Raw genomic sequence first — 23,714 nt, forward strand, 5'->3', positions numbered from 1 at the left:
AACCTGGAACCGTCCTGGAAGTTGGCTGAAAGTCACTCGCCCAGATCGTCGACCTTGGGCACCTGCGGCAGCCGGACCCGGAACGTGGCCCCGCCGCCGGGCGTCTCGAGCACCTCGACCGAGCCGTGGTGAGCGGCCACCAGCGCCGCCACGATGGCCAGGCCGAGACCGGTGCCGGTGTTGCCGTCGGCCCGTCGGGTCCGGGCCGCGTCCGCCCGGTAGAACCGCTCGAAGACCCGCTCCGACTGCTCCCGGGTGAGACCGGGGCCGGTGTCGACCACCTCCACCACCGCGAGATTGCCCGGCTCGGCCCGCAGGCGCAGGCTGACGTCGGCGTCCGGTGGGGTGTGGGTCAGCGCGTTTGTCACCAGGTTGCCGATGATCTGCCGCAACCGCGCGTCGTCGGCATAGACGACGAGCGGGCCGGAACCGGGCTCGATCTCCAGCTCGATCCGCCGGTCCGGGGCGACGGCCCGCGCTGCCTGGACGGCTTCGGAGGCGAGCACGGGCAGCTCCACCGGGGCCAGCGAGAGCGGTCGTTCCTGGTCCAGCCGCGCGAGCAGCAGCAGATCCTCCACCAGCAGACCCATTCGGGCCGCCTCGTCCTCGATCCGGCGCAGCAGCCCGGCGGTCTGCTCCGGCGCACGGGCCGCACCCTGCCGGTACAGCTCGGCGAAGCCACGGATGGTGGTCAGCGGGGTCCGCAGCTCGTGCGAGGCGTCCGCGACGAACCGCCGCATCCGCTCCTCGGAGCGTCGGGCCCGCGCCTCGGACGCCTGGGCCGCCGCGGCCGCGTCCCGGGCGGTGCTCTCCGCCGAGCGGGCGGCCGTCTCCGACGCCGCGCGAGCGGTGAACGCCGCCTCGATCTGGGTGAGCATCGCGTTCAGCGCGCGGGAGAGCCGGCCCAGCTCGGAGGTGGGCTCCTCGTGCCCCTCCTCCGGGTCGGGCACCCGGCGGGTCAGGTCGCCACCGGCGATGGCGGCGGCCGTCCGTTCGATCTCGACGAGGGGTTTGAGGCTGGTCCGCACGATCGCCGCGCCCACCGAGGCCAGCATGATCAGTACCGCGCCGCCGACCAGCAGGTCGATCCAGACGAGCTGCTTGACCGCGCGGTCGACCTCGGTCAGCGGCTGGCCCACGGCCAGCACCGAGCCGTCCGGTTGGGGCGCGTAATAGACGCGCCACCGGGTGAGGCGATTGTGTGAGAGGACCGTGTGCGGCTCGCCCTCCGCCGCCTGGAAGTCCTTACGGCTGGCGGGAAACGCGGGCAGCTGGTCGGGGTCGAAGTTCCGCTTGTCGTACTTGGGCTCGTACACCTGCTGCTCGTCGGCCACGATCACGACGTAGTCGCTTGGCAGTATCGCGCCGACCTCACGGCTGCGTAGCATCGGAAGCAGCTGTCCGAGGCCCTGGGCTGTCGACCGGACCTGCCCGTCGACCTGGCCCTCCAGGTAGTTGCGGAGGAAGTAGGCCGTCAGTGAGCTGATCACCAGCAGCGCGACGGCGACAAGCGTGAGCACCGACGCGACCAGCTTCACCCGCAGCGGTACGCCCCGCAGTCGCCCCTTCGCCTCCTGGACGGCGTTCACGCCGCCGGCTTGCGCAGCACGTACCCCACGCCGCGAAGGGTGTGGATCAGCCGGGGCTGGGTGGTGTCGACCTTGCGCCGCAGGTAGGAGATGTAGGACTCGACGATGTTGTCGTCGCCGCGGAAGTCGTAGTTCCAGACGTGGTCGAGGATCTGCGCCTTGGACAGCACCCGGTTGGCGTTGAGCATCAGGTAGCGCAGCAGCTTGAACTCGGTCGGCGAGAGCTGCACCCGCTGCCCGGCCCGGTGCACCTCGTGGGTCTCCTCGTCCAACTCCAGGTCGGCGAAGGTGAGCCGGGACGGGGCCTGCTCGCCGGTGGTGGTGCGGCGCAGAACGGCGCGGATCCGGGCGGTCAACTCCTCCAGGCTGAACGGCTTCGTGACGTAGTCGTCGCCGCCCAGGGTGAGCCCGCGGATCTTGTCGTCGGTGGCGTCCCGGGCGGTCAGGAACACCACAGGAGTACGCGTACCGCCCTCGCGGAGCATCCGGATGACCTCGAAGCCGTCCAGGTCCGGCAGCATCACGTCGAGCACGACCAGGTCGGGCCGGTGGTCCTTGGCGGCGTGCAGCGCCGCGCTGCCGCTGGTCGCGGTGGCCACGTCGAAGCCCGCGAAGCGCAGGCTCGCGGAGAGCAGTTCGAGGATGTTGGGGTCGTCCTCGACGACGAGAAGTCGCGCCTCGGTCTGGGTAGCGGGCATGGGCCCAATCATCGGTGAACTCACTGCACCGGCGCTGGACGCTTCCTGGAAAAACCCTGTGAGTCGTCGGGGGTGCCGGCAGGTGTCAGCGCAGCAGTCGGCGCAGCCCGTCGAGGGCACCGTCGAGCAGCCGGATCGCCGTGCTCAGTTGAGTGTCGCTGAACTGCCGTGCCCGCGCCAGACGGCTCACCTCGGCGGTGAACGAGGCCAGACGCTTGTCGAACTCCTCAAGCAGGGCGGCGCGCGACCCGTCGCCCGACGGGGGCGGGTACGACGACGCGGGCGGCTCCCACCTCGTACGCCGGGTCTGCCGGGTGGCCTCGCTCAGCTCCCGCTTGAGGTCGCGCGTCGAGCCGCGCACCTCGCTGCGGATCTCGCCGGCCAGGGTGGAGAGATCAGCCACCGAGGAAGCGATGTCCGCCTCCAACGCGGCCAGCTCACCGGCGCGCTGGCGCAGCTCGGCGAGGCCGGCGTCGGTGATGGCGTACGTCTTGCGCCCCCCGGCGGCGGTGTGGCTGACCAGCCCCTCGGCCTCCAGCCGTTGCAGGCGGGGGTAGATGGTGCCGGCGCTCGGCGCGTAGAGCCCGAGGAACCGGTCCTCCAGGAGGCGGATCAGCTCGTAGCCGTGCTTCGGGCCGTCGTCGAGGAGCTTGAGCAGGTAGAGCCGGAGCCGCCCGTGGCTGAACACGGCGGTCACGGCAACTCCTCCTCGTCGGCGGCCACCGGCCGGGCGAGGAGCGAGATGCTCCCCGACGTCGCGGAGGCCCAGAGCTTACCTTCGCCGGCGCCGAGCACTCCCTCGCTGCTGGGCAGCGGGAATCGCGAGTTGCGCACCTGCGGGAAGCCACTGGTGATCCGGCCGGAGGCGGTGTTGAGCCGGACGGCGAGGTCGCTGTCCTCGCGGACCCGGACGGTGATGCTGCCCGAGATGGTGGTGAGCTGGATCTCGCTGCGTCGTGGGTTGTCCAGGTCGCAGGTTATCGCCCCGGAGACGGTCTGCGCCCGCACCCGGTCGGCGGCGCTGTCGGCGAGGATCACCTCCCCCGAGACGGTCTCCAGGGTGAGGTCGCCGCGCACGCCGAGCGCCTCCACCGGGCCGGAGGTGATCTTCGCGGAGGTGTCGCCGCGCAGGCCCATCAGGGTGATCTGACCGGCGACGACGTGGGCCCTGGTCTGCCGGCGCAGGCCGGAGGCGACAAGCGACCCGGACACCAGCTCCAGGTCGGCGAGGACGTCGGCGGGCACGGCGACGGAGACGTCCACCCGTGGGTAGCGGTGGATCATCTGGAACCACCGCAGGACCTCCGACCAGCCGTGGCCGCGCTCCTGACGGATGCTGAGCCGACCGTCGGAGTGGTCGATCAGGACCGGCCGGCGGCCGACCTGGGTGACGTCGACCCGGGTTGGGGCGTCGGTGGCGACCACGTTGAGCCGTCCACTGATCAGGCGGACGTCCAGCCGGGTGACCGGGCCGTCCACGGTGAGCCGCTGCGGGCTGTCGACAGTCCATCCGGCCATGGCGTCCTCCCCTCGACGACGCGCCCACGCGCGCCGACAAGGAGACAGTAACGCGATACATCGCGACACACAAGACTATCGCGAGTCCCCCTCCCGCCCGCTCAGGCCGCCAGGTCCAGATCCCGGCCGGCGGTCGGCGACAGCACGGGGTCCGCCGGGGTCGGGGTGGGCACCGGCCGCAGCCGGGCCCGCGTCGCGGCACCCGCCGGAGGCACCAGGTGTACGGCCGACTCGGCGGCCCGGGCCAGCAACCGCCGGTCGGCGTCGCGGGCCGGGTGCAGCGCGGCGGCGATCGTCACCGTGACCACCAGATGCCGCGCCGCCACCACCCGGCCCACCGAGCGCAGCAGGGTGTCCGCGCCGAGGAAGGCAGCGGCAGTCGTGACCGCCCCCGTGGCCTCGCACCGGTATCCGAGCCGCAGCGGCACCACCGGGCTGCCCGCGTCGATGGCGGCCTGGAACATCGCGGGCCGGAAGCCGCCCCCGGGGCGGCACTCGGCCGCTCCGTCCCCGGCACACCAGGTCGTACCCTCGGGAAAGACCGTGACCGACCGGCCGGCGCGCAGTGTGTCGGCGAGCCTTCGCACGGTGGCCGGCAGCGCCCGCGGCCGGGACCGGTCCACGAAGACCGTGCCCGCCGCTGCCGCCAGCAGCCCGACCAGCGGCCAGGACCGGACCTCCCGCTTCGCCACCATCCGGGTGGGCGCGACCGCCAGGACGGCGAGGACGTCCAGCCACGAGACGTGGTTGGCGACCAGCAGCGCGCGCCGCCGGGGCAGCCGACCTTTGATCACCAGCCGGACGCCGAACGCGCGCGCGGTGCCCCGGGCCCAGCCGCGCAGCACCGCCTGCCGCTCGCGCGCCGGCAGCACGGGCAGCAGCACCGCCACGGCCACCCCGGCCAGCAGCATCCCGCTCGCCGCCACCAACCGGAGCACCCGGCGAGCCACCGGCACGGTGGGCACCTCGCCGGCGGCCGGCAGGCAGTCGTCGTCGCAGCCCGAGAGGGGCCGCCACAGGTCGCGCGCCCCGACGCTCACCGCTCGCCCCCGCCCAGGAAGTGCCGCAGGTAGCGCGGGTTCATCCGGTCCAGGGAGAAGAGCACGTAGAAGTCCGCGCACCCGAAGTCGGGGTCGTACGCCGGCTCACCGCAGATCCACGCGCCGAGCCGCAGGTAACCACGCAGCAGCGGAGGCACCGCCACGCGGGCGGCCGGGTCCGTGGCGGAGGCCGGGGCAGCCGGGGCGGCGGCCGACTCGGCGAACCACGGGCGCAGGGGTCGGACCCGCAGCGGCGGCGGCGACAGGTGCCGGGCCTGCGCCTGGGCCCACACCCCGGCGACCGTCCGACCGCCGTCGGCGACCGGTACGGAGGCGCAGCCGCCGAGCCAGCGGGAGCCGCGCAGGTGCAGGTAGCGGGTGATGCCCGCCCACATCAGGTTGATCACCGCACCCGAGCGGTGGTCCGGGTGCACGCAGGACCGGCCCGCCTCGACCAGGTCGTCGCGGAGCGGGTCCAGCGCGCCGAGGTCGAACTCGTCCTCGGCGTACCGCCGATCGGTGCGACCGGGCGGCAGCAGCCGGTACGTGCCGACCACCTGCCCGGTGTTGTCCTCGCGGACGATGAGGTGGTCGCAGTGGGCGTCGAAGGGGTCCACGTCCAGCCCGGCGCCGCCGGGGCGGAGGGTGGCGCCCAACTCGGTGGCGAACACCTCGTGGCGCAGGCGTTGCGCGGCCGCGACCTGGGTGGGGTCGTCGGCGATCAGCAGGGTGTATCCGCTGGTCGTCAGGGGTGCGCCAGCGACATGCAGAACGGCCATGGGACCTGTGTAAATGCCCCGGGTTGCCATCGGCGGGCACCACTGGTGTCGCCCGGATGAACGCCGGCCGGCGGATGCCTCCGAACACGTCCGTGCGAGGCTGCCGGCGGGTCGGCGACGACGCCACCCACGCACCGCGGAGGCGACCCATGCACATCGAGTCCCGCTACAACGGGCCCACCGACTCCGGCAACGGCGGTTGGAGCGCCGGCCTCTTCGCCGCCGAGGCGGGACCCGGACCGGTGGAGGTGACGCTGCGTCGGCCACCGCCGCTGGAGACGGCGCTGAGCCTCGTCGACGGCGAGGTCCGGGACCCGGCCGGCGAACTGGTGGCCGAGGTCCGCCCGGCCGGCGTCGTGGACGCCGTCGTGCCCCCGGTCGACCGGGAGACGGCGGTGGAGGCGTCGACCCGCTACCCCGGCTTCGTCGCGCATCCGTACCCCGGCTGTTTCGTCTGCGGTCCGAGCCGGACCGACGGGTTGCGGATCTTCCCCGGCCGATTGCCGGACGGTCGGACCGCCGCGCCGTTCCGCGCCCCGGAGCAGGTCAGCGACGCCACGGTCTGGGCCGCGTTGGACTGCCCCGGCGGCTGGACGGTGCTCGCGCCGGGCCGCCCGTACCTGCTCGGCCGGATCGCCGCGGTGGTCGACGCCCGGCCGGCGCCGGGCGACGAGTGCGTGGTGACCGGCGCGCTGATCGGCGTCGACGGCCGCAAGGCGCTTGTGCACACCAGCCTGTACGGCCCTGGCGGAGCGCTGCTCGGCGCGGCCCGTGCCACCTGGATCGCCCGCTGAGGTCCCCGCCGTCATCCCCAGGCATGAGACCCCTCCGCCCCGCGGATGACCACGCCGTAGGAGCCGGGCCTGATTGACCTTGTTGCTCGGGACCGTCACGCTGTGCCACGGCGTACCTCGACGCCACACGGGAGGAGAATGATGACTGACGGGCAGCGAAGCCCCACCAGCGACGGTCAGATCGTGGTGTCCGGTCTGACGAAGCAATACAAGAACGTGCGGGCGGTGAACAACCTGTCCTTCACCGTGGCACCGGGGCGGGTGACCGGCTTCCTCGGCCCGAACGGCGCCGGCAAGACCACCACGCTGCGCATGCTGCTGAACCTGGTCACGCCGACCGGGGGCACGGCCACCATCAGCGGCCAGCGCTACGCCGACCTCACCGACCCGCTGCGGCACGTCGGCGCGATCCTGGAGGCGTCCAGCGCGCACAAGGGCCGCACCGGCATCAACCACCTGCGGGTGATCTGCGCGGCTGCCGGTCTGCCCCGTTCGCGGGCCGACGAGGCGCTGGAGCTGGTCGGGTTGACCCCGGCGGCGAAGCGCAAGTTCAAGGGCTACTCGCTGGGCATGAAGCAGCGGCTCGGTATCGCCGCCGCGATGCTCGGTGACCCCCGCGTGCTGATCCTCGACGAGCCGGCCAACGGGCTGGACCCGGAGGGCATCCGGTGGATGCGCGGGTTCCTCAAGAACCTCGCCCACGAGGGCCGTACGGTGCTGGTCTCCAGCCACCTGCTGTCGGAGATGCAGTTGCTCGCCGACGACGTGGTGATCATCGCGGCCGGGCAGCTCGTCCGGCAGGGTCCGGTCGAGCAGGTGCTCGGTTCGATGGCGCAGGGCGCACAGGTGCGGGTCCGCACCCCGCAGGCCGAGGCGTTGACCACCGCGCTGAAGGCGCAGTCGGCCACCGTCGCCACCGACGAGCACGGCGTGCTGCTGGTCTCCGGGGTGGACGCCCCGACGATCGGCAAGGCCGCCCTGGCCGCCGGCGTCGAGCTGCACGAACTGACCACCGAACGGCCCGACCTGGAACGGGTCTTCCTGGAGCTGACGGCCGGAAAGGCGGGCATCCGATGAACCTGGTCCGATCCGAGTTGCTCAAGATCCGTACCACCAACACCTGGTGGATCTTCGCGCTGATCAGCCTGCCGCTGTGGGCGCTCACGCTGCTGATCAACTGGCTGCAGGCCGATGCCCTGACCAGCACCAGCCCCGCCGACGTGGGCGACCAGGCCGCCCAGTTCGAGGCCGCGGCCACTCCGGACGCGCTCTCGTCGAACCTCTTCACCACCGGGCAGTTCTTCGGCCTGCTGATCATCATGCTGCTCGGCATCATCGTGGTGACAAGCGAGTTCTTCCACCAGACGGTCACCACCACGTTCCTGACCAACCCGCACCGCACCGCCGTCATGATCGCCAAGCTGGTCGCGGCGGGTGTGCTGGCGCTGCTGTTCTGGCTGGTCACCACCGTGTTCAACCTGATCGCCGGCTCGGCGGTGCTCAGCGCCGTCGGGGTGGACTCCCAGTTGGGCAACGACGCCGCCTGGCGGGCGATCGGGTTGAACCTGCTCGCGTACCTGCTCTGGGCGGTGTTCGGCGTCGGCATCGGCGTGCTGATCCGCAGCCAGATCGGCGCCACCGTGACCGGCATCCTGCTCTACCTGGGCGGCTCGATCGGTGCCATCTTCGTGATCGCCATCCTGGCCGACCGCTGGGGCGACTGGATCAACAACCTGCAACTGCTGGTGCCGTCGCTCGCCTCGTCGCTGATGGTCACCGGGACCGACATCCCCGGTAACCCGCCGCGCTGGGCGGGCGCCGCCGTGCTCATCGGGTACGCGGTGGTCACCGGCCTCGTCGGCAGCCTGCTGCTGCGCCGGCGCGACATTTCCTGATCGACGGAGATCCGGGGTGGCGGCGGCACGGCCGCCACCCCGGATCGCCCGTCACCCGCCCGGGCAGCCCCGGCCACCGCTGATCGGTACGCAGTGGGTGACAGGCGGGTCGGACTCCTGGTCGGCGGGGATGTGCCCGGTCAACCCGGTGGTGGTCATGCTGGCGACCACCGCGACCGCCACGTAGAGCAGCACCATCCCGCCGAGCGCCCCGGCGAAGTGCCGACGCCAGATCACCTCCCCGGCCAGTACGGCAAGCAGCAGGCCGAGCACCGGAAGCACCGCGTTGAGCAGGAGCCCGGTCGTCAGCACGGCGTCCGTGGTCGCGCCGAACGCCTGCGCGTCGTCGGCGCTCGGCGTGTACGGCCTGGACACGCGCCGGATCAGGCCCACCAGCAGCAGGAACGGCACCCCGTAGAGCCAGGCGAAGAAGAGCCCGCCGAGGCCGGCCCGCTTCACGAGCGACCCAGGTACGCGGCGGCGCAGAGCCCGACGCTCAGCGCCGCGGAGGTGGTGCCGGCGAGCACCGCCGAGGGGATGACGCGGACGACAAGCGCGGCCACCAGCGCCGTCACGCCCAACAGCCCGAGGAGCACCGGCGCACCCCACACCAGCCCGACGAACACCAGCGACTCGCCCGGCGACAGGCAACTGAACCAGGCCCCGCAGTCGTCCCGCGGTGCGCTCGGCACACTCGTCGTGCCCACCGCCATGGCCGCTGTCGCGGTGACGTACCAACCGGACGCCACCGCCATGCTCCGGCCGTAGCGCCCCCGTACCCCGTGTTGATCCATGCGCCCGATCCTGGCGATCGACGGCGGCCCGGACAACCGTAGAGATACTCAGTCCCGCCGTACCAGCCGGTGACGGGCCGCGCAGGGGTTGCTGAACTTCTGGCATCTTCTGTGAAACCGGCCACCCGACCGAGGCGGAAATGCCTGGGGGATCTGTACGGCGTAGCCTGGGAGTCGTCCTGTCCGTGGTCCATCAACTGGACGCGACGGACACCGCGTGACACACAAACCCGCGTGAAAGAGGCGATTACCGGCCGTGTCGACCCAGCAGACTTCGCAGGAGAACCCACTGGCGGGTTTCGGCCCGAACGAGTGGATCGTCGAGGAGATGTACCAGCGGTACCTCGCCGACCCAACGAGCGTCGATTCGGCCTGGCACGACTTCTTCGCCGACTACCGGCCGGCGCCCGGCGCCGGCACACCGCGTGGAGCGGGGACGTCGGGCAAGCCCGCCGCCGCGCCCGAGCCGGACGGCCAGCCCGAGGCGGCGGCCACGGTCAGCCAGCCGAGCGCTCCGGCGAAGCCGAGCGCCGCCAGCAAGCCGGCCGCCGCCCCGCCGGCTCCGGCCAAGGCCGCGCCCGCGAAGGCCACCCCGGAGAAGGCCGCACCGGCCAAGCCGGCCGCGAAGGCCGCCGCGCCCACCGCCGACGGCCCGCAGACCACCCCGCTGCGGGGTGTCGCCGCGAAGATCGTCCAGAACATGGACGCCTCGCTGAGCGTGCCCACCGCGACAAGCGTCCGCGCGGTCCCTGCGAAGCTGCTTGTCGACAACCGCATCGTGATCAACAACCACCTCGCCCGGGGGCGCGGTGGCAAGGTCAGCTTCACCCACCTGGTCGGCTACGCGATGGTCCGGGCGCTGGTCCAGCACCCCGAGATGAACAACTCCTTCGCCGAGGCCAACGGCAAGCCGGCAGTGGTCCGCCCGGCGCACGTCAACCTCGGCATCGCCATCGACCTGGCCAAGCCGGACGGCACCCGCAACCTGGTGGTCCCCTCCATCAAGGGCTGCGAGCAGATGGACTTCCGGCAGTTCTGGCAGGCGTACGAGGACGTGGTCCGGCGGGCGCGGCGCAACGAGCTGACCATGGAGGACTACTCCGGCACCACGATCTCGCTTACCAACCCGGGCGGCATCGGCACGGTGCACTCCATGCCGCGGCTCATGCAGGGGCAGAGCGCGATCATCGGCGTCGGCGCGATGGAGTACCCGGCGCCCTACCAGGGCATGTCCGAGGCCACCCTCGCCGAGCTGGCCGTCAGCAAGATCATCACGCTCACCAGCACGTACGACCACCGGATCATCCAGGGCGCGCAGTCCGGCGAGTTCCTCAAGGTCATGCACGAGCTGATCCTGGGCGAGCACAACTTCTACGACCAGATCTTCACCTCGCTGCGCATCCCGTACGAGCCGGTGCGCTGGGTGCGCGACGTCGCGGTCAACTCCGAGGGTCAGATCAACAAGACCGCCCGGGTGCACGAGCTGATCCACGCGTACCGCGTGCGCGGTCACCTGATGGCCGACACCGACCCGCTGGAATTCACCATCCGCAAGCACCCCGACCTGGACGTCCTCCAGCACGGGCTGACCCTGTGGGACCTGGACCGCGAGTTCCCGGTCAACGGCTTCGCCGGCCGCCAGCGGATGAAGCTGCGCGAGATCCTCGGCGTGCTGCGCGACTCGTACTGCCGCCGCGTCGGCATCGAGTACATGCACATCCAGGACCCGGAGGAGCGGCGCTGGATCCAGGAGCGGATCGAGCGCAAGTACGAGAAGCCGTCCGCCGACGAGCAGAAGCACGTGCTCAACCGGCTCAACGCCGCCGAGGCGTTCGAGACCTTCCTGCAGACCAAGTACGTCGGCCAGAAGCGCTTCTCGCTGGAGGGTGGCGAGTCGCTGATCCCGCTGCTGGGCGAGGTGCTGGAGTCCTCCGCCGAGAGCGGGCTGGACGAGGTCGTCATCGGCATGGCTCACCGGGGCCGGCTCAACGTGCTGGCCAACATCGTCGGCAAGCCGTACGAGAAGATCTTCTCGGAGTTCGAGGGTCACCTCGACCCGCGCTCGACGCAGGGCTCCGGCGACGTGAAGTACCACCTGGGTCAGAACGGCAAGTTCACCACCCCGGACGGCGAGCACGTCGTCAAGGTGTCGCTGGTGGCGAACCCGTCGCACCTGGAGGCCGTCGACCCCGTGCTGGAGGGCATCGTCCGGGCCAAGCAGGACCGGATCGACCTCAAGCTGGAGGGTTACACCGTGCTGCCGCTGGCGGTGCACGGTGACGCCGCGTTCGCCGGGCAGGGTGTGGTCGCCGAGACGCTCAACCTGTCGCAGCTGCGCGGCTACCGCACCGGCGGCACCGTGCACGTGGTGGTCAACAACCAGGTCGGCTTCACCACCGCCCCGGAGTACAGCCGGTCCAGCCTCTACAGCACCGACGTGGCCCGGATGATCCAGGCGCCGATCTTCCACGTGAACGGCGACGACCCGGAGGCCGTGGTCCGGGTCGCCCGGCTGGCTTTCGAATACCGGCAGGCGTTCAACAAGGATGTCGTGATCGACATGGTCTGCTACCGCCGGCGCGGCCACAACGAGGGCGACGACCCGTCGATGTCCAACCCTCAGATGTACAAGATCATTGACTCGAAGCGTTCGGTGCGCAAGCTCTACACCGAGGAGCTGATCGGTCGCGGCGACATCACCGTGGAGGACGCGGAGGAGCTGCTGCGCGACTACCAGGCGCAGCTGGAGAAGGTCTTCAAGGCCACCCGGGACGCCGCCGCAGCGCCGCGCCAGCTCAACCGCCCCCGCCGCGAGGAGGAGCCGGAGCCGGCTGTCGACACCGCCACCGACGCCTCCGTGGTGAAGGCGATCGGCGAGGCGCACACCAACCTGCCGGAGGGCTTTACTCCGCACAAGCGGATCCAGCAGCTGCTCGACCGCCGGGCCAAGATGTCCGTCGAGGGCAACATCGACTGGGGCTTCGGCGAGATCATCGCGTTCGGGGCGCTGCTGCACGACGGGGTCACCGTCCGGCTCGCCGGGCAGGACTCGCGGCGCGGCACCTTCGTCCAGCGGCACGCGTCGGTGGTCGACTCCCGCACCGGCGACGACTACCTGCCGCTGAAGTCGCTCACCGGTGACGGCGAGCGCTCCCGGTTCTTCGTGCACGACTCGCTGCTCAGCGAGTACGCGGCGATGGGCTTCGAGTACGGCTACTCGGTGGAGAACGTCAACGCGCTCGTCGCCTGGGAGGCCCAGTTCGGTGACTTCGTCAACGGCGCCCAGTCGGTGATCGACGAGTTCATCTCCTCGGGCGAGGTGAAGTGGGGTCAGCGCTCCGCGGTGACCCTGCTGCTCCCGCACGGCCACGAGGGCCAGGGCCCGGACCACACCTCCGGTCGCCCGGAGCGGTTCCTGCAGATGTGCGCCGAGGACAACATGCGGGTGTCCATCCCGACGACGCCGGCGAACTACTTCCACCTGCTGCGTCGCCAGGCCCTGTCGCCGAAGCGCAAGCCGCTCGTGGTGTTCACGCCGAAGTCGCTGCTGCGACACAAGCTCTGCGTCTCCTCGGTGGAGGACTTCACCACCGGCACCTTCCAGCCGGTGCTGCGCGACACCGCCGCCCCGGCGCCCGAGTCGGTGAAGCGGGTGCTGCTCTGCTCCGGGAAGGTCTACTACGACCTGTTCCAGGCCCGGCAGGAGCGCGGCGTCACCGACACCGCGATCATCCGCCTCGAGCAGCTGTACCCGCTGCCGGTGGAGGAGATCCGTGCCGCCCTCGCGCAGTTCCCGAACGCGGAGGACTTCGCCTGGGTGCAGGAGGAGCCGGCCAACCAGGGCGCCTGGTCGTTCGTCGCGCTCAACCTGCTGGAGCACCTCACCGACGTCCGGCTGCGGCGGATCTCCCGCCCGGCCGCGGCGGCACCGGCGGTCGGCTCGGCCAAGACCCACGAGGTCGAGCAGACCGCGCTCATCGAGGCGGCACTCCCCCGCCCGTGACCTGACAGCGCCACGCGAGCCGGGGCAGGGCCGTTCACCACGGTCCTGCCCCGGCTCGCGTCGGTCCATCCGAATCACCTACCCACCCGGCCCGCGCCGGGCCGAGAACGAGGACGTACGCCGTGTACTTCACCGACCGTGGCATCGAGGAGCTGGTCGAGCGCCGGGGCGACGAGCAGGTGACCCTGGAGTGGCTGGGCGAGCGCCTGCGCGACTTCGTCGACCTCAACCCCGACTTCGAGACCCCCATCGAACGCCTGGCCACCTACCTGGCCCGCCTGGACGACCCGGACGACGAAGACGCCTAACCCACCCCACCCCACCCCACCCCCCACCCCACCCCCCCACCCCCACCCGGACGCGTTGATCATGAAGTTGTCCGCGCGTGTCGTCGGCGTGTCGAGCGATAACTCCATGATCACCAGGCCGAAGGGGGCCGAAGGGGGCCGGAGGGGGCCGGAGAGGGCCGGAGGGGGCCGCCGGGGCGGCGGTCGCGGGTCCGCAGGGACGGAGGGGCCGGGTGGGAGGCCTTGCGATCTTCTAGGGTGGGGCTGTGGCCCGAAGTGTGTATCTGACGAGCGTGGGATCGGGCGGGGGTAAGTCGACAATCGCCCTCGGGCTGGCCGAGTTGCTGTCGCGACAGGTGGGGCGGATCGGCGTGTTTCGGCCGCTGGTCGCCGACGCCGTACCGGATTCGATCCTGGCCCTGCTCAGCGAGCGGTACCGGGTCGAGCTACCGCTGTCAGAGCTGGCCGGAGCGACGTACGCCGAGGCAGCCGCGCTGGTGGCCGACGGCCGCCGCGAAGAGTTGATCTCCATCGTGGTGGAGCGCTACCGGGCGGTGGAGCGGCAGTGCCCGGCAGTCGTCGTGGTGGGTAGTGACTTCGACGAGCCGGGTGACCCGGCACACCCCAGCGAGCTGGCCTTCAACGCCCGGCTGGCCACCGAGTTCGGCAGTGTGGTGGTGCCGGTGGTGGACGGCTACGAGCAGCAGCCGGCCGCCGTCGCGGCGGCCATGCGGGGGGCGTACCACGATGTGGCCGACCTGGGCGCGACGGTGCTCGCGGTGATCGCCAACCGGGTGTCCGAACCGATGACGTTGCCGGAGCTGCCCGTTCCGGCGTACGCCATCCCGGAGGTGCCGACCGTGTCGGCGCCGACGGTGGCCGAGGTGGCGGCGGCGCTCGGCGCGACCCTGCTGGCCGGGGACGACGCCGCGCTCGGGCGGGACGTGCTGGACTTCGTGGTCGGCGCGGCGCACGTGCCGACCCTGCTGGACCACCTCACCGAGGGCGCTCTGGTGATCACCCCCGGGGACCGGGCCGACCTGCTCGTCGCCGCCAGCGCGGCGCACGTCGCCGGGCAGGTGTCGGTGGCCGGGCTCGTGCTCACCCTCGGGGAGCAGCCCGACCCGCGGGTGATGCGGCTGGTGGAGGGCCTGAACACGGGCCTGGCGGTGCTCTCCGTGGGCAGCGACAGCTACGACACGGTGGCCGCGTCCAGCCGGATCGAGGGGCGGCCCAGCATCGCCAACCCGCGCAAGGTGGAGGCCGCGCTCGGCGCGTTCGAGCGCTGCGTGGACACCGACGACCTGGCCCGCCGGCTGCGGGTCAGCCGCTCGACGCGGGTCACCCCGCTGATGTTCGAGAACGAGCTGATCGACCGGGCCCGTTCGAAGCCCCGGCACCTCGTGCTGCCGGAGGGCGCCGAGGAGCGCATCCTGCGGGCGGCGGAGATCCTGCTGCGCCGGGGCGTGGCGGACCTGACGCTGCTCGGCCGCCCGGACGACATCGCCCGGCGCACCCGCGAGCTGGGCATCGACCTCGGCGACGCGCGGATCGTCGACCCGGCCACCAGCCGGTGGCGCGACGAGTTCACGGCCGAGTACGCGCGGCTGCGTGCCCACCGGGGCGTCACCGCCGAGTTGGCGCACGACATCGTGGCCCAGCCGAACTACTTCGGGACGCTCATGGTGGCCGCCGGGTACGCCGACGGCATGGTCTCCGGCGCCACGCACACCACTGCCGCCACCATCCGACCCGCGTTCGAGATCATCCGTACCGTGCCGGAGGTCTCGGTGGCCTCCAGCGTCTTCTTCATGCTGCTCGCCGACCGGGTGCTGGTGTACGGCGACTGCGCTGTCAACCGCGACCCGGACGCCCCGCAGCTCGCCGACATCGCGATCTCGTCGGCCGACACCGCCGCCCGCTTCGGCATCGAACCCCGGGTGGCCATGCTGTCGTACTCCACCGGCAGCTCCGGCGCGGGCGCCGACGTGGAGAAGGTCGCCGCGGCCACCGCGCTGGTCCGGGAGCGTCGGCCCGACCTGCTGGTCGAGGGGCCGATCCAGTACGACGCGGCGATCGACCCCGCGGTGGCGGCGACGAAGCTGCCCGACAGCCCGGTCGCCGGTCAGGCCACGGTCTTCATCTTCCCGGACCTGAACACGGGCAACAACACGTACAAGGCGGTGCAGCGCTCGGCCGGGGCGGTCGCCGTCGGCCCGGTCATGCAGGGCCTCCGACGGCCGGTCAACGACCTGTCCCGCGGCGCGACAGTGCCGGACATCGTCAACACGGTGGCGATCACCGCCATCCAGGCGGCCGCCGAGGAGGCGTCATGAGTCGGGTGCTGGTGCTCAACTGCGGATCGTCGTCGGTGAAGTGGCGACACTACGACGGGGACCGGATCGTCGACCAGGGCACCGTCGAGCGGGTCGGTGAGCCGGGCGGCGGCCCTGCGGACCACGCCAGCGCCGTCCGGCAGATCCTGGCCGGGCTGGACCTGACCGGCCTGGCGGCGGTGGGTCACCGGGTGGTGCACGGCGGCCGGACGTTCAGCGCACCGGCGCTTATCGACGACGCGGTGCTGGCCGCCATCAAGGATCTGGTCCCGCTCGCCCCGCTGCACAACCCGGCCAACCTGGCCGGAATCGAGGTGGCGCGGGCCGCCCTGCCGGACGTCGCGCAGGTCGCCGTCTTCGACACGGCGTTCCACCACACGCTGCCGGAGGCAGCCGCGACCTACGCGATCGACCGGGAAACCGCGCAGCGCTACGACATCCGCCGGTACGGCTTCCACGGCACCTCGCACGCGTACGTCTCCCGGCGTACCGCCGAGCTGCTGGGCCGCCCGTACGACCAGCTTCACACCATCACCCTGCACCTGGGCAACGGGGCCAGCGCCTGCGCGGTCGCGAACGGCCGCAGCGTCGCCACCTCGATGGGGATGTCTCCCCTCGAAGGGCTGGTGATGGGCACCCGCAGCGGCGACCTCGACCCGACGGTGATCTTTCACCTGCGCCGCGAGGGTGGCCTGTCGGTCGACGACATCGACGACCTGCTCAACCACCGCAGCGGCCTGCTCGGGTTGACCGGCGCCAACGACATGCGCGAGGTGCTCCAGCGCAGGGCGGCCGGGGACCCGGCCGCCGCGCTGGCGTTCGACGTGTACTGCCGGCGGATCACCGAGTACGTGGGCGCGTACTACGCGCTGCTCGGCCACGTGGACGCGATCGCGTTCACCGCTGGTGTGGGTGAGCATGCCGCGCCCGTCCGGGCCGCCGCGCTGGCCGGGCTGACCCGCCTCGGCATCACTGTCGACGAGGCGCGCAACAACGGCGACGGCGACCGGCTGATCTCGCCGGACGGCGCCGAGGTGAGCGTCTGCGTCATCCGCACCGACGAGGAACGGGAGATCGCCCGGCAGACCCGGGACGTGGTCGGGGCGGCCTGACGCCGCCCGGGGTGCGGGCGCGCGCCCGGCTCAGCCCCGACTCGTGTGCCTGCGCCCGCTCAGCGCATCGCCAACCAGGCGACGACTGCCACCAGCAGGACGACCACCACCGCCACACCGACGATGAGCGGCAGGCGGGACGGCGCGTCGGCCGGACCGGCGGCCTCCGGCGTCTGGGTGAAGGCGCGGAACGCCTCGGTGTTGCCGCTGGGGTCGGTGTAGTTCTCAGCCATGTCGGTGACCCTAGCGAAGCCCGTCGCGGCGCACCGCCCCCGCCTCCGCCGGCAGACGGGGTCGAGCCGGCCGGCGGAGGTGACCCGACCGGGTGGCGACCAGAGCCGGGCCGGACGGCGGGGTCGCTGGACGTGCCCGGGCACCTACGGTGAAACGGTGGGGGCGGGACGGCTGGTCGCCGTACTGGTGACAGCGCTGCTCGCCGGTTGCGCACCGGCCGGCGCCGTGGCGGTCGGGTCCACCGGACCGCAGATCGCGCGCCGAGCGCCCGAGGGGTCGTACGTCGTCGGCGTGCGTACGCTCACCCTCGATCCGCGCTCGGCGCGCCCCCTGCCGGTCACCATCTGGTATCCGACCGGGACCGCCGGGGTGGCCGCCGGGCGGTTCCCGGTGGTGATCTACAGCCACGGGCTGTACAGCCGGCCCGAGCTGCACGCCGAGTTGACCACCCGCTGGGCGGCTGCCGGTTTCGTGGTGGCCGCGCCCGCCTACCCGCACACCCGCGCGGGTGCTCCGCAGTTCAGCAGGGCCGACGTGCGCAACCAACCCGCCGACGCTTGGCGGGTGGTCCGGCACCTGGGCCGCCTCGACAACGACCCGGGTGATCCACTCGCCGGCCACCTGGATCTCACGTCGATCGCCGCCGCCGGTCACTCGGCGGGCGGCTTCACCACCTCCGGCATGTTCACCGAGGGCCACCCGGCCCGGCTGCGCGGGGGCATCGTGATCGCCGGCGGCGGGCTGCCCGGCAGCTTCGCCGGACCGACCGCACCGGTGCTCTTCGTGCACGGCACGGCCGACCCGGTGGTGCCGGTGACGGTCGGCCGGGCCGCCTATGCGCGTACGCCGGGGCCGGCCGCGTTCCTCAGCGTGCTCGGCCAGGGCCACGGCGAGTACCTCACGCCGGGCAATGCCGGCTTCGCCGCAGTCCTCGCCACCACCACCGACTTCCTGCGCTGGACCCTCTACGGCGACCGGACGGCCGGCGCCCGCCTGCCCACCGACGCCCGCACGCCCGACGCCCACTACGAGTCCCGCCCGCCCGCCTAGGGCGTGTGTCGCCCTCCCCCGCGCACCCGGAAATGCCGCTAGGGTGGCCCGGTGGACGACCTCGCGCGCCGCCAGTTGGCGAGCATCGCCGAAGTCGTCGAGGTGGCCGGGTCGGCCGGCGTCCCGGTGTGGTTGCGGGGCGGCTGGGCGATGGACTTCCAGCTCGGCGAGGTGTCCCGACCGCACGTCGACGTCGACTGGTACTGCTGGCGCGAGGACGCGGACCGGCTGGCCGCCCTCCTGCTGGCCCGGGGTTGGCGCCCCGATCCCCGGATGCCGGCGGAGTTGCAGCTCGACCTGTTCGCCGACGACGTGGAGGTGAGCGTCGCGTACCTGGGTCGGGACGACGCCTGTCGACCGACAGTGGGCGCCGGGCACTGGGTCGGCACGCCGCTGCCGGCCGGGATGCTGGACGCGCCACCCGGTCGGATCGGCGCGTTGACCGTGCCGACGATCTCGGTGCCGGCCCAGATCGAGTTCAAGCAGATGTTCCCGGTGTGGATGCCGGAGCGGGCCCGCCGCCCGAAGGACGCGGACGATCTTGCTCGACTGCGCGCTGGGCCTCGTCGAGCAGATCCTCGTACACCCCGACCTTGAAGCCGATCAGGTCCAGGCACTGGGTGAGCCTGCCGATCTGACCGGTGACGCGCTCCTGGTGCTCGCGCAGGACGGCGAGCCGTTCCTCCTCGTTGCCGGCGCCCTCCCGGACGAGGTCGGCGTACCGGCGGAGCGCGGGCAACGGCATGCCAGAGGCGCGCAGGATGATGCAGACGGTCAGCCAGTCCACGTCGTCCTGGCTGTAGACGCGACGCCCGCCGGGGCCACGGCGTACGGGTTCGACGAAGACGCCCTCCTGCTCGTAGAAGCGCAGGGCGTGCACGCTCAAGCCGGTGCGTTCGGCGACCTGCCCGATGCTCAGACTCACGGTGTCCCCGTCCATGCCGAGCAGGGTAACGAGGCTTGACCTAGAGCCGACTCAAGCTCCTAGGGTCCTCGGTGATCGTTACGAGATCACCAAGGGAGCATCGGCATGCGCTATCGCACACTTGGCGGCACCGGCATCGAGGTGAGCACCCACTGCCTCGGGACCATGATGTTCGGTGCCGTCGGAAACCCGGACCACGACGACTGCGCCCGCATCGTCCACGCGGCCCTGGACCAGGGCATCAACGTCGTCGACACCGCCGACATGTACGGCCGGGGCGAGTCCGAAGAGATCGTGGGCAAGGCGCTGCGGGGGCGCCGGGACGACGTCATCCTCGCCACCAAGGTGCACTTTCCGATGAGCGAGGGGCCCAACCAGGGTGGCAACTCCCGGCGCTGGATCCTCAAGGCGGTCGAGGGGAGCCTGCGGCGTCTGCGCACCGACTGGATCGACCTCTACCAGGTCCACCGCCCCGATCCCTCGACCGACATCGAGGAGACGCTCTCGGTGCTCACCGACCTCGTCCGCGTGGGGAAGATCCGCGCCTTCGGCTGTTCGACGTTTCCCGCCGAGGAGATCGTCGAGGCGCACCAGGTCTCCGAGCGTCGCGGCCTCGCACGCCTGCGCACCGAGCAGCCGCCGTACTCGATCCTGGCCCGCGGGGTCGAGGCGTCGATCCTGCCGGTCTGCCAGCGCTACGGCATGGGGGTGCTGGTCTGGAGCCCGCTCGCCTTCGGATTCCTCAGCGGGAAGTACCGCAGGGACCGACCCGTCGACCTGTCGACCGGGCGTGCCGCTCTGCGGCCGGCGCAGTTCGATCCCACGATCGCCGAGAACACCGCCAAGCTCGACGCCGTCGAGCAGCTCGTCGACCTCGCGGCGACGATCGGCTGCACCCTCCCGCAGCTCGCCATCGCCTTCACCGTGGCCCATCCGGCGGTCACCTCGGCGATCATCGGACCACGGACCATGGCGCACCTGGAGGACCTGCTCAAGGGCGCCACGCTGATCCTGGACGACGCGACCCTCGACCGGATCGACGAAATTGTGCCGCCCGGCGTCAACCGGTACGACCCCAACGCCGCCTTTCCGCCACTCTCCCTGACCGACACGGCGCTGCGGCGACGCCCGCTCGCCGACCGCGCCGCGGCCTGAACGAGTCAGGCACCGGTACGCGGCGTCGGGTGATCGGGGGGCACGGCGCGCCGAAGCCCACCGGGCGGGTCCGCCGGGCAGGGCACAATCGGATTCATGCCGCGTCGCGTCAGCCTCACCATGCTGATCTCTGCCCTGTTTCTGGCCGGTCTGGCCGGGTGCTCCACGGACGTCCCGGGGCGGCGGGCGCCTGCCGAGCCGGAGCCCACCGCCCTGGCAACGCCGCAGGTCCCCGCCGGGCACGCCCCGGAAAATCCCTACCCCGTCGGCGTACGCGACCTCAAGCTGAACCGCGACGGCCGGCCGCTGCCGGTGCGGATCTGGTATCCGGCGCTCGGCGAGAACGGCCCGGTCACGCCGGGGTTGCTGCCGGCGCACGGCCGGTTTCCGGTGGTGATGTTCAGCCACGGCCTGGGCGGCCGGCCGGCCGACTACGCCACGCTGCTGACCCGGTGGGCGCGGGCGGGTTTCGTGGTGGCCGCGCCGACGTTCCCGCACACCTCGACGGGCGCGGACAACAACGTCCTCGACGTGCTCAACCAGCCGGCCGACGTGTCGTACGCGTTGGACCAGGTGCTCGCGCTGGACACCAGGGCCGACGACCCGTTGCAGGGCCGGTTGGACGCCGACCGGGTGGCCGCGGCCGGGCACTCGGCCGGCGGGGTGACCACCATCGGGCTGTTCACCACCAATCGGGACGAACGGCTGGACGCGGGTGTGGTGTTCGCGGGCACGGCGCTCGGCGTGGGTACCGCGTTCGCCGGGACGGCCGCCCCGCAACTGTTCGTGCACGGTGAGCTGGACGAGGTGGTCGAGTACGCGGCGGGCAAGGCCGCGTACGACAAGGTGCCCTGGCCCAAGGCGATGCTGAGCCTGCCGAAGGGTGACCACGGACGGACGATGCTCAAGGACAAGGCCGCGCTGCGGGTGGTGTCGGACACGTCCATCGAGTTCCTGCGCTGGTCGCTGTACGGCGACGCGGAGGCCAAGAAGCGGATCCCCACCGACGCGACGCGGGGCGACATCGCCACCTTCGACAACCACCTCTGACCCGCATCCCCACGATCCGCGCAACATCAGGGATGGTGCTGCCTCAGCGCGCCAGGAGACAGCAGTTTCCCCGACGTGGCGCGGATCTTCGCGGGGCGTCAGGCGGTGTGGTCGATGACGATCTTGCCGAAGGCGTCGCCGGAGTGCAGGCGGGCGAAGGCGTCTTCGACCCGACTGAACGGAACCACGGTGTCGATCACCGGGCGGACCTCGTTCTCGGCGCAGAACGCCAGCAGCTCGTACAGCTCCCCCGGCGTGCCCATCGAGGTGCCGAGGATCTCCAGCTGCATGGCGAAGACCCGGCGGAGGTTGACCGACGGCTGGTGGCCGGCGGTGGCGCCGGAGACCACGATCCGGGCCATCGGCGCGGCCGACTTCAACGAGTGGTCGAACGTCGCCGCGCCCACCGTCTCGATCACCACATCGACCCGCTCCGGCAGCCGGGCACCGGACTCCAGGGCGTTCGCCCCGAGCGCTGTGATCCGTTCCCGCTTGGCGGCGTCCCGGCTGGTCGCGTACACCCGCTTGCCCATCGCGAGGGCGAGCGCGACGGCCGCGGTGGCGACGCCGCCGCCCGCGCCCTGCACCAGCACGCTGTCGGCGTCCGCGACGCGGCCCTTGGTGGTCAGCATCCGCCACGCGGTCAGCCAGGCCGTGGGCAGGCACGCCGCGTCGGTCGCCGCCATGCCGTCGGGCAGCGGGATCAGGTTCGACCGGGGTACGGCGACCCGCTCGGCGAGCGTCCCGGCGAAGTGCTCGGACAGGATGGAGACCCCGCGCGGGTCACCAGGCGTCACGACGACCGGGTAGACGACCATCTCGTTGCCGTCGACGTCCACGCCCACCGCGTCACAGCCGAGGACCATCGGCAACTGGGCCTCGGTGAGGCCCACCCCGCGCAGCGACCAGAGGTCGTGGTGGTTGAGCGAGGTGGCCCGCACCTGCACGGTCACCCAGTCGTCCTCCGGGTGGGTCGGCTCGGGCCGCTCACCGACGGTGAGAGCGGCGAGTGGATCGGCGTCGTCGAAACGGGAGGCGAAGGCGGCACGCATGATCGGCACGGTAACAAGCTGAGCGCCCGTTAAGAAGGGCCCTTGCTGCTGAGAGGGCCCCGGCGCGACAGGCCGGCGGCGCGTGCTGCGCCCGAGCGCCCCCGGCCCACGCGTCTCAGCGGCGGGCGACTCCGTCCCGGCGGGCCGCTTCGGCGACAGCCTCGGCGACGGCCGGGGCGACGCGCGGGTCGAGCGGTGACGGGACGATCGCGTCGGCGGTCAGCGACTCGGCCACCACGCCGGCGATGGCGTCGGCGGCGGCGACCTTCATCCCCTCGGTGATCCGGGTGGCCCGGGCGTCCAACGCGCCCCGGAACACCCCGGGGAAGGCCAGCACGTTGTTGATCTGGTTGGGATAGTCGCTGCGCCCGGTGGCGACCACAGCGACGTGCCGGGCGGCCACCTCGGGGTGCACCTCCGGGGTCGGGTTGGCCAGCGCGAACACGATCCCGCCCGGGGCCATCTGAGCCACCGCCGCCTCGGGGATCTGCCCGCCGGAGACCCCGATCAACACGTCCGCGCCGCGCAGCGCCTCGGTGATGTCGCCCTGGCGGCCGTCGGCGTTGGTGCTCGCCGCCAGCTCGGCCTTGGTGCCGGTCAGCTCGCCGCGGTGCCGGCCGATGATCCCCTTGGAGTCGCACACGACCACCTGGTCGGGGTTGACCCCACCGGCGATGAGCATCTTCGTCACGGCCACGCCCGCCGCGCCCGCGCCGCTCACCGCCACCCGCAGGTCACCGAGCTTGCGGTCGAGCAGGGTGGCGGCGTTGCGCAGCGCGGCGAGCACCACGATGGCGGTGCCGTGCTGGTCGTCGTGGAAGACCGGGATGTCCAGCGCCTCGTCGAGTCGCCGCTCCACCTCGAAGCAGCGCGGCGCGCTGATGTCCTCCAGGTTGATCCCGCCGAACGACGGGGCCAGCGCCCGCACCACCGCGACGATCTCGTCCACGTCCTGGGTGTCCAGGCAGACCGGCACCGCGTCCACCCCCGCGAACTGCTTGAACAGCACCGCCTTGCCCTCCATCACCGGCAGCGCCGCGCGCGGCCCGATGTTGCCGAGCCCGAGCACCGCCGACCCGTCGGTGACGACGGCGACGGCGTGCGACGCCCAGGTGTAGTCGTCGGCCAGGTCGGGGTCGGCGGCGATCGCCTCACACACCCGGGCGACACCAGGGGTGTACGCGAGGGAGAGGTCCTCGCGGCTGGTGAGCGGAACCGTCGAGGCGACGGCCATCTTGCCGCCCCGGTGCAGTTGGAAGACGGGATCAGCGGGGTCCACGATGGACGAAGACATGGCGGTGACTCCAGGATCTGTCGAGCAGATGTGAGGCGGCCGGGCCGGCCGCGAGGTGGGCGGCGAGCGGTGGCACGCGGTGCGGGGGGTCACCCGGGCACTTTCCGAG

At 72.1% G+C, this 23,714-nt stretch carries 23 protein-coding genes; 11 read left to right on the forward strand and 12 right to left on the reverse strand.

What is annotated here, in order from left to right:
• Nucleotides 1-32 precede the first annotated feature (32 nt).
• The 6 genes from AB0K10_RS04725 to AB0K10_RS04750 all read right to left on the reverse strand — a co-directional run bounded on the left by AB0K10_RS04725 (nt 33) and on the right by AB0K10_RS04750 (nt 5,624).
• Nucleotides 33-1,589 carry an ATP-binding protein gene (locus AB0K10_RS04725; RefSeq protein WP_363679986.1) on the reverse strand — a complete coding sequence of 519 codons (1,557 nt, stop codon included), beginning with the start codon at nt 1,587-1,589 and terminating at the stop codon, nt 33-35.
• Nucleotides 1,586-2,287, reverse strand: coding sequence for a response regulator transcription factor (locus AB0K10_RS04730; RefSeq protein ID WP_110561683.1), 702 nt, complete (start codon nt 2,285-2,287; stop codon nt 1,586-1,588). Before AB0K10_RS04730 ends, AB0K10_RS04725 begins: the two co-directional genes overlap by 4 nt.
• An 85-nt stretch (nt 2,288-2,372) precedes the next feature.
• Entirely contained in the window at nt 2,373-2,984 is a 612-nt protein-coding gene (locus AB0K10_RS04735; RefSeq protein WP_363679987.1) for a PadR family transcriptional regulator, read from the reverse strand.
• A complete protein-coding gene (locus AB0K10_RS04740; RefSeq protein ID WP_363679988.1) occupies nt 2,981-3,805 on the reverse strand; it encodes a DUF4097 family beta strand repeat-containing protein in 825 nt (274 codons plus the stop codon). Before AB0K10_RS04740 ends, AB0K10_RS04735 begins: the two co-directional genes overlap by 4 nt.
• A gap of 101 nt (nt 3,806-3,906) precedes the next feature.
• Entirely contained in the window at nt 3,907-4,845 is a 939-nt protein-coding gene (locus AB0K10_RS04745) for a lysophospholipid acyltransferase family protein (protein ID WP_363679989.1), read from the reverse strand.
• On the reverse strand, nt 4,842-5,624 hold the full coding sequence (locus tag AB0K10_RS04750) for a GNAT family N-acyltransferase (protein ID WP_363679990.1): 783 nt from the start codon (nt 5,622-5,624) through the stop codon (nt 4,842-4,844). Before AB0K10_RS04750 ends, AB0K10_RS04745 begins: the two co-directional genes overlap by 4 nt.
• Before the next feature lie 149 nt (nt 5,625-5,773).
• On the opposite strand from AB0K10_RS04750, the gene AB0K10_RS04755 reads away from it, so the two are divergent.
• From AB0K10_RS04755 to AB0K10_RS04765, 3 genes are all read left to right on the forward strand, one after another.
• Nucleotides 5,774-6,418, forward strand: a complete 645-nt coding sequence (locus AB0K10_RS04755; protein WP_363679991.1) for a hypothetical protein — start codon at nt 5,774-5,776, stop codon at nt 6,416-6,418.
• 141 nt (nt 6,419-6,559) lie between these two features.
• Entirely contained in the window at nt 6,560-7,495 is a 936-nt protein-coding gene (locus AB0K10_RS04760) for an ABC transporter ATP-binding protein (protein ID WP_363679992.1), read from the forward strand.
• Complete coding sequence (locus AB0K10_RS04765) at nt 7,492-8,313, forward strand: ABC transporter permease (protein ID WP_266245826.1); 822 nt, start codon at nt 7,492-7,494, stop codon at nt 8,311-8,313. The genes AB0K10_RS04760 and AB0K10_RS04765 overlap by 4 nt, the downstream gene beginning before the upstream one ends.
• 51 nt (nt 8,314-8,364) lie before the next feature.
• Here the strand turns inward: AB0K10_RS04765 and AB0K10_RS04770 are convergent, their stop codons facing one another.
• Together AB0K10_RS04770 and AB0K10_RS04775 are read right to left on the reverse strand one after the other, a co-directional pair.
• Entirely contained in the window at nt 8,365-8,772 is a 408-nt protein-coding gene (locus AB0K10_RS04770; protein WP_363679994.1) for a hypothetical protein, read from the reverse strand.
• Entirely contained in the window at nt 8,769-9,107 is a 339-nt protein-coding gene (locus AB0K10_RS04775; protein WP_363679996.1) for a hypothetical protein, read from the reverse strand. The genes AB0K10_RS04770 and AB0K10_RS04775 overlap by 4 nt, the downstream gene beginning before the upstream one ends.
• 256 nt (nt 9,108-9,363) lie before the next feature.
• Here AB0K10_RS04775 and AB0K10_RS04780 point away from each other — a divergent pair, with 256 nt between their 5' ends.
• The 4 genes from AB0K10_RS04780 (at nt 9,364) to AB0K10_RS04795 (ending at nt 16,845) form a co-directional block, all read left to right on the forward strand.
• On the forward strand, nt 9,364-13,110 hold the full coding sequence (locus AB0K10_RS04780) for a multifunctional oxoglutarate decarboxylase/oxoglutarate dehydrogenase thiamine pyrophosphate-binding subunit/dihydrolipoyllysine-residue succinyltransferase subunit (protein WP_363679998.1): 3,747 nt from the start codon (nt 9,364-9,366) through the stop codon (nt 13,108-13,110).
• Nucleotides 13,111-13,232: 122 nt separating this feature from the next.
• The gene (locus AB0K10_RS04785) at nt 13,233-13,418 is read left to right on the forward strand and encodes a DUF6104 family protein (RefSeq protein ID WP_007464679.1); all 186 of its coding nucleotides are present in this window, start codon (nt 13,233-13,235) and stop codon (nt 13,416-13,418) included.
• A gap of 245 nt (nt 13,419-13,663) precedes the next feature.
• A complete protein-coding gene (gene pta / locus AB0K10_RS04790) occupies nt 13,664-15,733 on the forward strand; it encodes a phosphate acetyltransferase (protein ID WP_363680000.1) in 2,070 nt (689 codons plus the stop codon).
• On the forward strand, nt 15,730-16,845 hold the full coding sequence (locus AB0K10_RS04795; RefSeq protein ID WP_363680002.1) for an acetate kinase: 1,116 nt from the start codon (nt 15,730-15,732) through the stop codon (nt 16,843-16,845). The genes pta and AB0K10_RS04795 overlap by 4 nt, the downstream gene beginning before the upstream one ends.
• Nucleotides 16,846-16,904: 59 nt before the next feature.
• Here AB0K10_RS04795 and AB0K10_RS04800 read toward each other — a convergent pair whose 3' ends face one another.
• The gene (locus tag AB0K10_RS04800; RefSeq protein ID WP_363680004.1) at nt 16,905-17,078 is read right to left on the reverse strand and encodes a hypothetical protein; all 174 of its coding nucleotides are present in this window, start codon (nt 17,076-17,078) and stop codon (nt 16,905-16,907) included.
• Between the two features lie 157 nt (nt 17,079-17,235).
• Between AB0K10_RS04800 and AB0K10_RS04805 the strand changes: the two genes are divergently transcribed.
• Together AB0K10_RS04805 and AB0K10_RS04810 are read left to right on the forward strand one after the other, a co-directional pair.
• Complete coding sequence (locus AB0K10_RS04805) at nt 17,236-18,129, forward strand: alpha/beta hydrolase (RefSeq protein WP_363680006.1); 894 nt, start codon at nt 17,236-17,238, stop codon at nt 18,127-18,129.
• A 51-nt stretch (nt 18,130-18,180) separates the two neighbouring features.
• Nucleotides 18,181-18,726, forward strand: a complete 546-nt coding sequence (locus tag AB0K10_RS04810; RefSeq protein ID WP_363680008.1) for an aminoglycoside adenylyltransferase — start codon at nt 18,181-18,183, stop codon at nt 18,724-18,726.
• Here the strand turns inward: AB0K10_RS04810 and AB0K10_RS04815 are convergent.
• On the reverse strand, nt 18,608-19,069 hold the full coding sequence (locus tag AB0K10_RS04815) for a MerR family transcriptional regulator (protein ID WP_363680010.1): 462 nt from the start codon (nt 19,067-19,069) through the stop codon (nt 18,608-18,610). The two genes, AB0K10_RS04810 and AB0K10_RS04815, sit on opposite strands and share 119 nt — an antisense overlap.
• Nucleotides 19,070-19,159: 90 nt before the next feature.
• On the opposite strand from AB0K10_RS04815, the gene AB0K10_RS04820 reads away from it, so the two are divergent.
• Both AB0K10_RS04820 and AB0K10_RS04825 read left to right on the forward strand, forming a co-directional pair.
• Nucleotides 19,160-20,209: an aldo/keto reductase gene (locus AB0K10_RS04820; RefSeq protein ID WP_363680012.1), complete on the forward strand. Its 1,050-nt coding sequence runs from the start codon at nt 19,160-19,162 to the stop codon at nt 20,207-20,209.
• Nucleotides 20,210-20,305: 96 nt separating this feature from the next.
• Nucleotides 20,306-21,259 carry a chlorophyllase gene (locus AB0K10_RS04825; RefSeq protein ID WP_363680014.1) on the forward strand — a complete coding sequence of 318 codons (954 nt, stop codon included), beginning with the start codon at nt 20,306-20,308 and terminating at the stop codon, nt 21,257-21,259.
• A gap of 98 nt (nt 21,260-21,357) precedes the next feature.
• Here the strand turns inward: AB0K10_RS04825 and AB0K10_RS04830 are convergent, their stop codons facing one another.
• The gene (locus AB0K10_RS04830; protein ID WP_363680016.1) at nt 21,358-22,320 is read right to left on the reverse strand and encodes a zinc-binding dehydrogenase; all 963 of its coding nucleotides are present in this window, start codon (nt 22,318-22,320) and stop codon (nt 21,358-21,360) included.
• A 106-nt stretch (nt 22,321-22,426) separates the two neighbouring features.
• Complete coding sequence (locus tag AB0K10_RS04835) at nt 22,427-23,605, reverse strand: NADP-dependent malic enzyme (protein WP_363680018.1); 1,179 nt, start codon at nt 23,603-23,605, stop codon at nt 22,427-22,429.
• Nucleotides 23,606-23,714 lie beyond the last annotated feature (109 nt).

Origin of the sequence: Micromonospora sp. NPDC049274 (genome assembly GCF_040678875.1) — a bacterium.
GTDB lineage: Bacteria > Actinomycetota > Actinomycetes > Mycobacteriales > Micromonosporaceae > Micromonospora.